Source organism: uncultured Roseobacter sp., from assembly GCF_947492555.1.
Lineage (GTDB): Bacteria > Pseudomonadota > Alphaproteobacteria > Rhodobacterales > Rhodobacteraceae > Roseobacter.
On record NZ_CANLNE010000002.1, the window covers coordinates 1 to 14,144 of the forward strand.

Consider the following 14,144-nt stretch of genomic DNA (forward strand, 5'->3'; position numbering starts at 1 on the left):
CGCCTGCACATGATCGCCATTCGGCAACTCAAAGCGCATCGATAAATTGTTTATGGATAATCCAGTCATATGGTCCCCACCTGTTGTCCGCGCACTGCGGGTGGATGGGCAGGGTTGACCCCGCCTCTGGTCATTGGGCGGATCGGCGCAGGCTGTTTCCCGCACCGATCCAGAGTATTAGCTGCCGCCTGCTGCAGACAGCGGGCCTGTGTTCACCGCGTCCTCATAGCTGTCGAGCGCGCTGTCGATCGACCCGGCTTCGACAAAGACGTCTGCGACACCTTTCATGAAGTCGGCCGCGTTGCCACCAAGCCATGCTTCCGAAAGCTGCTCTTCAACGCTTGGGAATTCGAACGTGGAAATCGACGCGCGCGCCGCTTCCACATCCATACCGGATTCCTGGGCGATCACTGCCAGCATCTCATCGCTCTGGTTGGCGTTCCAATCCGCGTTGGCCGCCGCTGTCACCGCTGCGAATTGCGCAACCACATCACCGCTCTCGGCAATGTAGGACGCTGGTGCAGAAGTAACGTCAAACACCAGAATGCCCAGTTCTTGCTTCTCAGCGCCTGTCAGCAGCACGTTACCGTACTCTTTCATGCGCGCGAGACCGCCGCCCCAACCGCAAGCAAAATCAACAGCGCCTTGGCTCAGAGCCGCAGCCCCTTCCGGGGGTGCCATATCGACGACCTGCAGGGAAGCGACATCAACGCCGAAGTGGTCCATTTGGCGCAGGAAGCCATAGTGTGCGGCCGTGCCGAGCGGCACAGCAACCTTCTTGCCCGCCAACTCGCCCGCGCTGCTCTTGTCGATTTCCAGAGCTTCGGCAACGACGCAGTTGTCGTTCTCAGAATAGGACACGGCGACGTCAATAACCTGAATGTCCTGACCACCCGAAGTGGCAACCACGAAGGGCGGCACCCCCTGAGACACGGAAATCTGTACGTCGCCGGAGGCCATCGCCGCCGACATCGCCGTACCGGTCTCGAAGGAAACCCAGTTCACCTTCATCCCGAGCGCTTCATCATATGCGCCGGAGGCTTTGGCGGCCAGGAACGGCATGGGCCACTCGAGGAAGTAGCCAACCGTGATTTCACCGTGGCCGTCTGCTACCGCGCTCTGCGCGCTGATCGCCATCACGGCGCCCGCTACAAAAGCACATGTTGTCTTTTTGATCATTTTGTTCTCCCGTTGATCATACGCCAGCCTGTTTCAGACCGGCCTTCATTTGGTGCGTCGCGGCTTGCTGCCGCTTATCGTTCTGTTTGCACGTCTTCATCCAATGTCAGAATTGCAGCGCCCGCAAGAGCCTTATTGATACAAAACTGTCATCTGGATGAAACTGCTCGAAAATAGTGCCCCTCTTTTCAATCCACGCGGGACATTGCAAAAACCTGAAAGTCTCTATTGCAAAACCCTTAAATCGGACCGGCACTTATGCGGGTCACGCGGCGCATAGTGGCAATGCTCGCGAATGAGAAGAAACGTCCACTTTGGGGGGCTTCATGAGTCCAGTTTTGCCATGGGTGTCGCTTTTCCGATCCATCTGGTCGCGCAAGCAACGTGAAGCCATTTTCCACTCGCCCTGCGAGAGGTCGGAGCGCAGTGGAATTATTTGTTCCACAACACGTGCCCCGGGTTTTTAAATCTTGGCGATGCAAACGCAGCCACAGGGAAAACTGCGCCAAACATCTTGTGACTGATCAAGCTGCTCACAAAGGCGGCATACTTTGACAGCATCGCTGCAGCGCAGGATTTGATCGCTCGAGTTCATTTGGCCCATAATATCAGGGCGCTGGACCAATAACACTTGAAGGAACTGCATATCTGGCTCTATCTTTGCCGCACATCTGGCCCTACTTGAAGTGTCGGAAAAACAGTCATGTCAGTCAAATCCGGACCTTACCGCGTCCGATTTCACCTGATTCTACGCTAACAGAAAGGCCCGACTCATGGACGGTAATTTCAACGAGAACGACCTCAGCCGCGTCGTCGAAGCGGACCGCGCGAATGTCTGGCACCACCTGATCCAGCACCAGCCCTTCTTTACCGGTGCCGACCCCAAGATCATCATCGAAGGCAAGGGCATGCGGGTCTGGGATCAGAAGGGTATCGAGCACATCGATGCCGTCTCAGGCGGTGTCTGGACCGTGAACGTTGGCTATGGTCGCGAGAGCATGGGCGATGCTGTGCGCGATGCCATTGTGAAGATGAACTTTTTCGGCGGCACCGTGGGCTCGATCCCCGGCGCGCTCTTTGCGGAAAAGCTGCTGACCAAGATGCCCGGCCTGGGCCGCGTCTATTACGCCAACTCCGGCTCGGAGGCGAATGAGAAGGCCTTCAAGATGGTGCGCCAGATCGCGCACAAGCGCTATGGCGGCAAGAAGCACAAGATCCTCTACCGCGACCGCGACTATCACGGCACGACCATTGCCTGCCTCAGCGCCGGTGGTCAGGATGAGCGCAACGCGCAATACGGACCCTACACGCCGGGTTTTGTGCGCGTGCCGCACTGCCTGGAATACCGCAAGCACGAGCAAGAGGGCGCGCCCGAGCAGAACTACGGCGAATGGGCGGCCAACCAGATCGAAGAGATCATCCTGCGCGAAGGCCCTGACACAGTGGGCGCGCTCTGCCTTGAGCCGGTCACAGCCGGTGGCGGTGTGATCGAAGCGCCTGATGGCTACTGGCCACGCGTGGCCGAAATCTGCAAGAAATACGACATCCTGCTGCACATCGACGAGGTCGTCTGCGGCGTGGGCCGCACCGGCACGTGGTTCGGCTATCAGCACTACGGCATCCAGCCCGATATGGTGACCATGGCCAAGGGTGTGGCCTCGGGCTACGCGGCGATCTCGGTCCTGGCGACAACCGAGGCCGTCTTTGACATGTTCAAAGAAGACACCTCGGACCACATGAGCTACTTCCGCGACATCTCCACCTTCGGCGGCTGCACGGCAGGTCCGGCGGCGGCGTTGGAAAATATGCGGATCATCGAGGATGAGAACCTGCTCGAGAACACGGTGGCCATGGGCGACTACATGGTCGACCAGCTGCGCGCGCTTCAGGACAAGCACGCGGTGATCGGTGACGTGCGTGGCAAGGGCCTCTTTGTCGGTGCAGAGCTTGTTGCTGACCGCACCACCCGCGACCCCGCCGAAGAAAAGATGGTGCAGGCCGTGGTTGGCGACTGTATGAAACAGGCCGTGATCATCGGCGCGACCAACCGGTCGCTGCCTGGCAAGAACAACACGCTATGCTTCTCGCCAGCACTGATTGCCACCAAGGACGATATCGACCACATCTGCAGCGCGGTCGACGGCGCCCTTACCCGCGTTTTCGGCTAACCTGCCAAGACTGGAAAAGGCCCCGACGGACAATCGGGGCCTTTTTTGCGTCGATCACTCCTTTTTTCGGCTGCGCAACCTCACACGTCGGCGAGACATTTGGCGATCTCGTCTTTCAAAACCATTCGCTCCTTGCGCATTTCCATCATGTGCAGATCGTCAGTGGGTTCCACCTTGGTTTCCGCCCGATGAATGGCTCGATTGATCTCATGATACTCCTCAAAAAGGCGTGCAAAGTGGCCATCCGATGCCTTCAGTTCGCTGATCACCTGCTTTTTATCCGGGAACTCTTCGTGCAACTCGTGTGGGGTGTTGGCCATGTATGTCTCCGTTGGCTGAGGCCGGGTCAGACCCGGCAGAGTTTGATGGGAAATGAACGCGCCCTTCTGAAACGCAGGACACTTCAACTTCGTTGCGAAGGGCGGGCAGAGAGACACAAAGGTGCCGCGATCACGGCACCACGCCGTGCGGTGGATGCTTGCTTTATGAAAAGGCCTATGTCTCTCATGTGCGACGCCTCGCTTCTCGGTCGCACGCAGTTTTGCCGCACCACACGGGCCGGTCACTGATACAGATCAAACGGGCCTCCAAATCTGCGGCATATTGCATAATCAGGGACATAGGTGTGCTGGACGGGGCCGCAGGCGAAGCACTTGTCAAGTTCATCAATTAATGATACTAACAGTTTCAATAATTCGCTTTTTGGTCAAAGCAGACTGTGCAGATGGGGGGAAAGATCGGGGGTTTTCACCTCTGATTAATACCAGATTGATGGCAGTCTATATCCAGTATAGGCTATCGTCATGGCGCTGCCCGTCGAGACATTCTTTCTGCATCCTGACGCACAGGGAACGCTGCAGTCGCAGATCCAGCAGATGATTGCCCAGGGTATTCTGTCGGGACGTTTTCAACGGGGAGAAAAACTGCCGTCCACCCGCAAGCTTGCGACCCATCTGGGGGTCAGCCGGATCACCGTAACCATTGCCTACACGGAATTGCTGGCCAACGACTATCTGACCTCGCGGGGACGGTCAGGGTACTATGTTTCCGACAATGCGCCGGTACCGCCGGCCTTCGCCCCGAGCCAGACCGGTCCGGACGCGGTGGATTGGACCCGCGCCATTGGCCAGAAATTCTCCGGCGGAGACATGCCGCGCAAACCTGCCGACTGGGGTGGCTATCGGTACCCTTTCATTTACGGGCAAGCTGACCCTGAGCTTTTTGACCACGCCAACTGGCGGCTTTGTGCATTGAAAGCGCTGGGTCAAAAAGACTTTACTGCGCTCACCACCGATTACTACGACCAGGACGACCCGCAGCTGATCGAATTCATCGCGCGGCACACCCTGCCCCGGCGTGGCATCACGGCGCGTCCTGAGCAGATTCTGATCACGCTGGGTGCGCAAAACGCGCTCTGGCTGACCACACAGGTCTTGTTGACTCAACGGCGGCGCGCGGCGCTGGAAGATCCCTGCTATCCGGCGCTCAGGGATGTTCTGAGCCAATCACGCTGTCATGTCACCCCGGTGCGGGTTGATGCAGATGGCATGCCGCCTGACGCGATCCCGCCCGATACGGATGTGATCTTCACCACGCCCAGCCACCAGTGCCCGACCACCGGCACCATGCCGATGCATCGGCGCCACGATCTGCTGGAGCGTGCTGCGGACATGGACGCGTTGATCGTCGAAGACGACTATGAATTCGAAATGTCCTTTCTCAAAAGCCCGTCGCCCGCGCTTAAGAGCCTCGATACGGATGGCCGCGTGATCTATGTCGGCAGCTTTTCCAAATCGCTCTTTCCCGGTCTGAGACTTGGGTATCTGGTAGGGTCTGAGCCCTTCATCCGCGAAGCGCGCGCACTGCGTGCCTCGGTGCTGCGGCACCCGCCTGGCCATGTGCAACGCACCGCCGCTTATTTCCTGTCGCTGGGTCATCATGACGCGCTGATCCGGCGCATGGGTACCGCCTTGCATGAGCGCCGCGAAATCATGGCGAATGCCATCACTGCACAGGGCCTGAAAATCGCCGGGCAGGGGGCATATGGCGGTTCCTCTTTCTGGATGCGCGCGAGCAGCGACATCGACACTCGAGAACTGGCGCGCCGCTTGCAGACACGGGGCGTCCTGATCGAACCTGGCCACGCCTTTTTCAGCGGGCCCGGACGCCCAAAAAACTACTACCGCCTCGCCTACTCCTCCATCCCGGCAAACCGCATTGCGGATGGCATCGCGCGGATCGCCGATGAGATGTGCCAAACACGCGATCTGGGATTAAACGAAGCAATCAACTGGCCCTAACCACACCCATCCGTACGCTCTAAGTAACCGGCAACCGAGAATCGAAACTTTTCATCCAGGGACACCCACAATGAAAATGACAACTGAAGAAGCCTTTGTAAAAACGCTGCAAATGCACGGGATCGACAATGCATTTGGCATTATCGGCTCCGCTATGATGCCGATCTCCGACATCTTCCCCGATGCGGGTATTAAGTTCTGGGACTGCGCTCATGAAACATCCGGCGGCATGATGGCCGACGGCTTCACCCGCGCCACCGGCAAGATGTGCATGATGATCGCGCAGAACGGTCCCGGCATCACAAACTTCGTAACGGCGGTGAAAACAGCCTACTGGAACCACACGCCAGTGCTGCTGGTCACACCGCAGGCGGCCAACAAGACCATCGGTCAGGGCGGCTTCCAGGAAATGGAGCAGATGAACCTCTTCGCTGACTGCGTGGCCTATCAGGAAGAAGTACGCGATCCTTCCCGCATCGCCGAGACCCTGAACCGCGTGATCATGCAGGCCAAACGCGCCTCCGCTCCGGCGCAAATCAACATCCCACGCGATTTCTGGACACAAGTGGTCGACATTGAACTGCCCGCGATTGTTGACTTCGAACTGCCGCAGGGGGGCAACTCCGCAGTTGCCAGTGCAGCTGAGTTGCTCAGCAACGCGAAGTTCCCGGTGATCCTGAACGGTGCCGGTGCAGTGCTGTCCAAGGGCGGTATCGAAGCCTCCAAAGTGTTGGCCGAACGTCTCGACGCACCGGTCTGTGTCGGCTACCAGCACAACGACGCCTTCCCCGGCAACCATCCACTGTTCGCGGGCCCTCTGGGTTACAATGGCTCCAAGGCCGGTATGCAGTTGATCTCCAAGGCAGATGTCGTCCTGTGCCTCGGCACCCGTCTGAACCCCTTCTCCACCCTGCCCGGCTACGGCATTGATTACTGGCCCACAGACGCCAAGATCATCCAGGTGGACATCAACCCCGACCGCATCGGCCTGACCAAGAAGGTCACCGTGGGCATCGTCGGCGACGCGGCCAAGGTGGCGCAGGGCATCACCGCGCAACTCTCCGATGACGCGGGCGACACCGACCGGGCCGAGCGCAAGAACACCATCGCCACCACCAAATCGGCATGGGCGCAGGAACTGACCTCGCTGAACGAAGAGCAGGACGATCCCGGCACCGACTGGAACGTGCGTGCCCGTGCGGCCAAGCCCGACTGGATGTCTCCCCGCATGGCATGGCGCGCGATCCAGGCCGCCCTGCCGGTCGAGGCGATCATCTCCTCCGACATCGGCAACAACTGCGCCATCGGCAACGCCTATCCCTCCTTCAACGAGAGCCGCAAGTATCTGGCACCGGGCCTCTTCGGTCCCTGCGGCTACGGTCTGCCCTCCATCGTGGGTGCGAAAATCGGCCAACCGAACACGCCGGTTGTGGGCTTTGCAGGCGATGGTGCTTTCGGCATCTCCGTCAACGAACTGACAGCGATCGGCCGCGGTGACTGGCCTGCGATCACGCAGATCGTTTTCCGTAACTACCAGTGGGGCGCGGAAAAGCGGAACTCGACACTCTGGTTCGACGACAACTTTGTCGGCACCGAGCTGGACGAGGAAGTGTCCTACGCCGGTATCGCCAATGCCTGTGGTCTCAAAGGCGTCATCGCCCGCACACAGGAAGAGCTGACAACGGCGCTGGATCAGGCGATCAAGGACCAGATGGAAAACGGCGTGACCACGCTGATCGAAGCCATGATCAACCAGGAACTCGGTGACCCCTTCCGCCGCGACGCGATGAAGAAGCCGGTTCAGGTAGCAGGCATCAGCAAAGACGACATGCGCGAGCAAGTTGTTTAAGTTCGGGTGCATCTGACTCGCCGTATAAAACAAAGGATCAGGCCATGAGCGTTCTGCGCGCCCTTACCAACCGCGCAGCCGCCCGGCCTGCTCATATCGTGATGAGCGAAGGCCACGATCCCAGGATCGTGGCTGGCGCCATTGCCGCCGTCACCGCTGGCACAGCGCGTATTACGCTGGTTGGCCCGCAGGATGACGTGGCCGCGCAGCTTGTCGCAGCGGGCACACCCACCCACCCGAATATCTCAATCGAAGACCCGGCGACCTCGGCGCTCAGCCCGGATCTTGCGACAGCATTTTACGAGCTGCGCAAACACAAGGGCGTCACTCCCGAGATCGCCGAGACGCAGGTCCGGAACCCGCTCATCTTCGCCGCCCTGATGGTTCACGCTGGCCACGCCGACGGCACAGTGGGCGGCGCCATCCATACCACCTCCGACACCGTGCGCGCCGCTTTGCAGGTGATCGGCAAGGCCAAAGACGCGCCGTTGGTCTCCAGCTTCTTCCTCATGGCCCTGCCCGAAGGCCACCCGTCGGGCCGCGACGCCATGATCTTCGGCGACTGTGGTCTGGTGATCGACCCCTCCGCAGAGGAACTCGCCGCCATCGCCGTCGCCTCCGCCGCCTCCTGCCGCCAGCTTCTAGATGTGGAACCGCAAGTGGCCCTGCTCTCCTTCTCCACCAAAGGCTCAGCCAAGCACCCGGTCGTCAGTAAGGTCAGCGCCGCGGCCGCGTTGCTGAAGGACCAGAATCCCGACCTCAAATCCGATGGCGAACTGCAATTCGATGCGGCCTTCGTGCCCGCCGTCTCGGCCTCCAAGGCGCCCGACTCCCCCCTCGCGGGCCAGGCCAACGTGATGATCTTCCCCAACCTCGACGCGGGCAACATCGGCTACAAGATTGCCCAGCGCATTGGCGGTGCTGATGCTATCGGCCCCACCCTGCAGGGCCTCGCAAAACCCGCCAACGATCTTTCCCGTGGCTGCACGGCGCAGGATGTGACCAATATGATCGCTGTGACCACCCTTCAGGTCGCCCGCTAACTTCAGGAGCTTTCCATGAACCAGCCCGTTATTGATCTGAGCCCGAAAGTCTCCGACGAGGTACGCAAGACCACCTGCTACATGTGCGCCTGCCGCTGCGGCATCAACGTGCATATGAAGGACGGAAAAGTCGCCTACATCGAGGGCAACAAGGACCATCCCGTGAACCAGGGCGTGCTCTGTGCCAAGGGCTCTGCCGGGATCATGCAGGTCAACGCACCGTCGCGTCTGCGCAAGCCGCTGAAACGGGTCGGCGAACGCGGCTCCGGCGAGTTCGAGGAAATCGAATGGGACGAGGCGCTGCAGATCGCCGCCGACTGGCTGGAACCGGTGCGCCAGACCAACCCGGAAAAGCTTGCCTTCTTCACCGGGCGTGATCAGTCGCAGAGCTTCACCAGCTTCTGGGCGCAAAATTTCGGCACGCCGAACTACGCGGCCCACGGCGGTTTCTGCTCGGTCAACATGGCGGCGGCGGGCATCTACACCATGGGCGGCGCGTTCTGGGAATTTGGCCAGCCCGACTGGGACCACACCAAGCTCTTCATGCTCTTCGGTGTGGCGGAAGACCACGATTCCAACCCGATCAAGATGGGGATCGGCAAGATCAAGGCGCGCGGCGCGCGTGTCATTGGCGTGAACCCGATACGCACCGGCTATAACGCGGTGGCCGACGACTGGGTGGGCATCACGCCCGGCACCGATGGCCTCTTTATCCTCGCGATGATCCATTGCCTGATGAAGGCCGGCAAGATCGACCTGCACTACCTTGCGCAATACACCAATGCGCCGGTGCTGGTGATCAACAACCCCGGTGGGGCCGACCACGGCCTGCTGATGCGCGACGAAAACGGCAAGGAGCTTGTGATCGACCGCGCCACCGGCAAGCTCACACCCTTCGACCAGCCCGGCGTGAAGCCAGACCTCGCCGCCACCTACGAGAAAGACGGCCAGACCCACCGCCCCGTCTTTCATCAGATGGCTGAGATGTATCTGGATGACCAATACGCGCCCGAGGCCGTGGCCGAGCGCTGCGGCATCCCCGCTAAGCGCATCCGCGCCATCGCCGCCGAACTCGCCCGCATCGCTTTCGGCGAGGCCTTCACGCTCGACCACGCCTGGACCGATTTCCGGGGCGAAAAGCATGACAAGATGACCGGCCGTCCGGTCTCCTTCCACTCCATGCGTGGCATCTCCGCCCATGCCAATGGCTTCCAGACCTGTCGCGCGCTGCACGTGCTGCAAATCATCCTCGGCACCGTCGAGGTCCCTGGGGGTTTCCGCTTCAAACCGCCCTACCCCAAACCCGCCACGGCGCACCCCAAACCCCATGTGGGCCTGACCCCGGGCGCGCCGCTCAACGGCCCGCATCTGGGCTTCACCCATGGCCCGGAAGACCTCGCCCTGAAGGACAACGGCACGCCCGCCCGCATCGACAAGGCCTTCACCTGGGAAAACCCGATGTCGAGCCATGGGCTCATGCATATGGTGATCTCCAACGCCTACGCAGGCGATCCCTACAAGATCGACGTGCTCTTCATGTATATGGCGAACATGTCGTGGAACTCGACCATGAACACCCGTGGCGTGATCGACATGCTCACCGACAAGGATGAGAATGGCGAGTATGTGATCCCAAAGATCATCTATTCGGATGCGTATAGCTCCGAAATGGTCGCCTACTCCGACCTCATCCTGCCGGACACCACCTATCTTGAACGCCACGACTGTATCTCGCTGCTCGACCGCCCAATCTGCGAGGCGGACGCCGCCGCCGACGCCATCCGCTGGCCGGTGATTGAGCCCGACCGCGACGTCAAGGGTTTCCAGTCCATGCTCTGCGAGCTCGGCGCCAAGATGAAGCTGCCCGGGTTCGTGAATGAAGACGGCAGCCAGAAGTATGCGGATTACGGCGACTACATCGTGAACCACGAACGCCGTCCGGGCATCGGCCCGCTCGCGGGCTTCCGTGGCGAAAACGGCGATCAGGCAGGCCGTGGTGCAGTGAACCCCAAGCAGCTTGACCAATACATCGAAAACGGCGGGTTCTTCGTCGAACACATCCCCGACGGGGCCAATTACTATAAACCCTGGAACATGGAATACCAGGAGTGGGCGGTGACGCTCGGCCTCTACGACAAGCCGACGCCCTATCTCTTCTCGCTCTACGTGGAGCCCATGCGGAAATTCCAGCTCGCCGCCGAAGGCCATGGCGACCGGCAACCGCCCGACCACCTGCGCGAGCGCATCACATCCACCATGTCGCCCTTGCCGATCTGGTACTCGACGGAAGAGGACAACCACGCCGCCGACTACCCTGTCACAGCCCTCACCCAGCGCCCGATGGCGATGTACCACTCCTGGGGGTCGCAAAATGCATGGCTGCGGCAGCTGCACGGGCATAACCCGCTCTATCTGCCGACCAAGCTGATGCGCGCGAACACCCTCAGCGATGGTGATTGGGCCAAGGTGACCTCGCCCCATGGCGAAATCACCGTGCCGGTGCTGGAAATGGCCGCCCTCAACGAAAACACCGTCTGGACATGGAACGCCATCGGCAAACGCAAAGGCGCCTGGGCGCTGGAAGAAGACGCACCCGAAGCCACCCGCGGCTTCCTCTTGAACCACCTGATCCACGAATTGCTGCCACCCAAGGGTGACGGGCTCCGCTGGGCCAACTCGGACCCGATCACAGGCCAGGCCGCCTGGTTCGATCTCAAGGTCCGCATCGAAAAGGCCGCTGCGCCGGACGAATCCCAACCCGGGTTCGCGCCAATCAAATCCCCCGTCGGCACTGGCCCGAAGGATCTGACGTGGAAGGTGGGCAACTGATGTTTCTTCTGGCCACAAATATCCCGGGGTCCGGGGCAGAGCCCCGGAAAACCCTCAACCCGACGCAATACCGATGCGATGCCGACCTCTCATCGACAGCCAGAAAAGAGGGCCTCTCATGACCACTCTGCCAGCCAAAACCGAAAAGAAACTGGGGCTCGTGATTGACCTCGATACTTGCGTCGGTTGCCATGCCTGCGTGATCTCCTGCAAAGGGTGGAACACTGAAAACTACGGCGCGCCCCTCTCCGACCAGAACGCTTATGGCGCCGACAATTCCGGCACCTTCCTCAACCGCGTTCACTCCTTCGAGGTCCAGCCCGAGGCTGCAGATGCCGCCGCTCAGCTCATCCACTTCCCCAAGTCCTGCCTGCACTGCGAAGACGCACCTTGCGTGACCGTTTGCCCAACGGGGGCCAGCTACAAGCGCGTCGAAGACGGCATCGTCCTGGTCAACGAGTCCGATTGCATCGGCTGCGGCTTATGTGCCTGGGCTTGCCCCTATGGCGCGCGCGAGCTGGACCAGGCGGAAGGGGTGATGAAGAAATGCACCCTCTGCGTCGACCGCATCTACAACGAAAACCTGCCCGAGGAAGACCGCCAGCCCGCCTGCGTGCGCACCTGCCCCGCCGGGGCCCGCCACTTCGGCGATCTGGGAGATGAAAACAGCGAGGTCAGCAAGCTCGTGGCTGAGCGCGGCGGCATGGACCTGATGCCCGAACAAGGCACCAAGCCAGTGAACAAGTACCTGCCCCCGCGCCCCAAGGACGAGATGCCCGAATTCGACGTGCTCGCCCCCTTCCTCGAACCTGTCGCGGAGGAGCCCAAGGGCTTCCTTGGCTGGCTCGACAAGACCCTGGAGAAACTCTGATGCATCCCGCTCCTTCCGTTATTTTCTTCACCACCTTCAGCGGCCTGGGTTTTGGGTTGCTGTTCTTCCTCGGGCTCGGATTTCCGGCTGTCACCGGCTGGACCGCCTTTGCGTTCTTCGCCATCGCTTATGTCATGGCCGTCGGAGGCCTGATGGCCTCGACCTTCCACCTGGGTCGCCCGGAGCGCGCCATCAAGGCCTTCACGCAATGGCGCTCCAGCTGGCTCAGCCGCGAGGCCTGGTGCGCAGTCGGCGCGCTGATGCTGATGGGCCTCTACGGACTTGGTTTGGTGTTCTTCGATTCCCGCTGGACAGCGTTTGGCATCCTCGGCGCGGGGTTATCAATGGCCACGGTGTTCACCACCTCAATGATCTACACGCAACTCAAGACCATCCCGCGTTGGAACATGAAACTCACGCCGCTGAAGTTCATGAGCCTGTCGCTGGCAGGTGGCGCGCTGCTAGCTGGACAGGTCGATGCGGCCCTTGTTCTGCTGGTGATCGCGGGCCTCGTGCAGCTCTACGCTTGGGTTGAGGGTGACAAGGCGTTCGCAGGTTCCGGCACGGACATGGCGAGCGCCACTGGGCTGGGTGGGATCGGCAAGGTCCGCGCTTTCGAACCCCCGCACACCGGGACGAACTATCTGCTGTGCGAATTTGTACATGTGATCGGGCGTAAGCACAGTCAGAAGCTGCGGGTGATTGCGCTTGGCCTGATGACAATTGTACCGATTATTCTTCTCGCCTTGCCGTTCTCACATATTGTCGGTGTTCTGGCCATCGCCAGCCATATCGCGGGTGTACTCACGGCGCGCTGGCTCTTCTTTGCGGAAGCTGAACATGTGGTCGGCCTTTACTACGGCAAACGCTAGACCCCACATGCGCAAAACAAAAAGGGCGTGGAAAGATCCACGCCCTTTTGCGTTTCGCTGATCCCAGCGCCTAGTTCAGAAGTCCCGCATGCCGCAGACCGTCGTCCACCAGCGCCCGGGTGGTGTCGGACAGCCCGACCAGCGGCAGACGCACTTCGTCTGAGCAGAGCCGCAGTTGCGACATGGCGTACTTCACACCCACAAGCCCCGGCTCGGTGAAGATCGCCTTGTGCAGCGGCATCAGCCGGTCCTGAATGCTCAGCGCCGTGGCGTAGTCGCCGGCGAGGCAAGCGCCCTGCATCTCACTCAGCATCTTCGGCGCCACATTGGCCGTCACAGAGATACAGCCAACCCCGCCTTGGGCATTGAACCCATGCGCGGTGGCGTCTTCGCCGGACAGCTGAATGAAATCCGGTCCGCAGGTCAGGCGTTGATCGCTGACCCGCGCCAGATCACCCGTTGCATCCTTTACACCGACAATGCGGGGCAGCTTGGCCAGCTCGCCCATGATCTCCGGTGACATGTCCACGACAGACCGACCGGGTATATTGTAGATGATGATCGGCAGATCTGCGCAGTCATGCAACGCGGTGAAATGTGCTAGAAGGCCCGATTGGGTAGGTTTGTTGTAGTAGGGTGTGACGACAAGTGCCGCATCCGCACCCACTTCTTCGGCGTGACGGACAAGGCGCATCGCCTCGATCGTATTGTTGGATCCAGCGCCCGCGATCACCGGCACACGACCTGCGGCGGCTTTGACAACTTCCTCGACCACAACCTCGTGTTCACGGTGTGTCAGGGTTGGGCTTTCACCCGTCGTCCCAACCGGCACGAGACCGTTACTGCCTTCACCGATATGCCACTCCACCAGTTTTTTGAGTGTCTCAAGATCCAGCTCGCCGTTCCTGAACGGCGTGACGAGGGCAGGCATAGAGCCTTTAAACATGTGCACGCTCCTTTTTTATTTTGGCCGGCAAATGGCCTGAGATTAACCACATTTCAGCATGATCGTGATTTGATACACGAACAGGAC

The 14,144-nt window shown here is 60.3% G+C and carries 10 protein-coding genes; 7 read left to right on the top strand and 3 right to left on the bottom strand.

Annotated features, from left to right (window positions below):
* Positions 1–177: 177 nt before the first annotated feature.
* A complete protein-coding gene (locus tag Q1A07_RS07040; RefSeq protein ID WP_299779223.1) occupies positions 178–1,179 on the bottom strand; it encodes an ABC transporter substrate-binding protein in 1,002 nt (333 codons plus the stop codon).
* A 773-nt stretch (positions 1,180–1,952) separates the two neighbouring features.
* Between Q1A07_RS07040 and Q1A07_RS07045 the strand changes: the two genes are divergently transcribed.
* The gene (locus tag Q1A07_RS07045) at positions 1,953–3,347 is read left to right on the top strand and encodes an aminotransferase class III-fold pyridoxal phosphate-dependent enzyme (RefSeq protein WP_299779225.1); all 1,395 of its coding nucleotides are present in this window, start codon (positions 1,953–1,955) and stop codon (positions 3,345–3,347) included.
* 80 nt (positions 3,348–3,427) lie between these two features.
* On the opposite strand, the gene Q1A07_RS07050 is transcribed toward Q1A07_RS07045, so the two are convergent.
* The gene (locus tag Q1A07_RS07050) at positions 3,428–3,667 is read right to left on the bottom strand and encodes a DUF465 domain-containing protein (RefSeq protein ID WP_299779227.1); all 240 of its coding nucleotides are present in this window, start codon (positions 3,665–3,667) and stop codon (positions 3,428–3,430) included.
* A gap of 483 nt (positions 3,668–4,150) precedes the next feature.
* Between Q1A07_RS07050 and Q1A07_RS07055 the strand changes: the two genes are divergently transcribed.
* From Q1A07_RS07055 to Q1A07_RS07080, 6 genes are all read left to right on the top strand, one after another.
* On the top strand, positions 4,151–5,647 hold the full coding sequence (locus Q1A07_RS07055; protein WP_299779229.1) for a PLP-dependent aminotransferase family protein: 1,497 nt from the start codon (positions 4,151–4,153) through the stop codon (positions 5,645–5,647).
* A 70-nt stretch (positions 5,648–5,717) separates the two neighbouring features.
* Positions 5,718–7,496 carry a sulfoacetaldehyde acetyltransferase gene (xsc, locus tag Q1A07_RS07060; protein ID WP_299779231.1) on the top strand — a complete coding sequence of 593 codons (1,779 nt, stop codon included), beginning with the start codon at positions 5,718–5,720 and terminating at the stop codon, positions 7,494–7,496.
* Positions 7,497–7,540: 44 nt separating this feature from the next.
* Positions 7,541–8,539: a phosphate acetyltransferase gene (gene pta, locus Q1A07_RS07065; RefSeq protein WP_299779233.1), complete on the top strand. Its 999-nt coding sequence runs from the start codon at positions 7,541–7,543 to the stop codon at positions 8,537–8,539.
* A gap of 15 nt (positions 8,540–8,554) precedes the next feature.
* Positions 8,555–11,368, top strand: a complete 2,814-nt coding sequence (locus Q1A07_RS07070; RefSeq protein ID WP_299779235.1) for a molybdopterin-dependent oxidoreductase — start codon at positions 8,555–8,557, stop codon at positions 11,366–11,368.
* 118 nt (positions 11,369–11,486) lie between these two features.
* Positions 11,487–12,239 (top strand): 4Fe-4S dicluster domain-containing protein, encoded by a 753-nt coding sequence (locus tag Q1A07_RS07075; protein WP_299779237.1) that lies wholly within the window; start codon positions 11,487–11,489, stop codon positions 12,237–12,239.
* Positions 12,239–13,111, top strand: coding sequence for a DmsC/YnfH family molybdoenzyme membrane anchor subunit (locus Q1A07_RS07080; protein WP_299779239.1), 873 nt, complete (start codon positions 12,239–12,241; stop codon positions 13,109–13,111). Before Q1A07_RS07075 ends, Q1A07_RS07080 begins: the two co-directional genes overlap by 1 nt.
* 70 nt (positions 13,112–13,181) lie before the next feature.
* Here Q1A07_RS07080 and dapA read toward each other — a convergent pair whose 3' ends face one another.
* Complete coding sequence (gene dapA, locus Q1A07_RS07085) at positions 13,182–14,057, bottom strand: 4-hydroxy-tetrahydrodipicolinate synthase (RefSeq protein WP_299779241.1); 876 nt, start codon at positions 14,055–14,057, stop codon at positions 13,182–13,184.
* Positions 14,058–14,144: the final 87 nt, after the last annotated feature.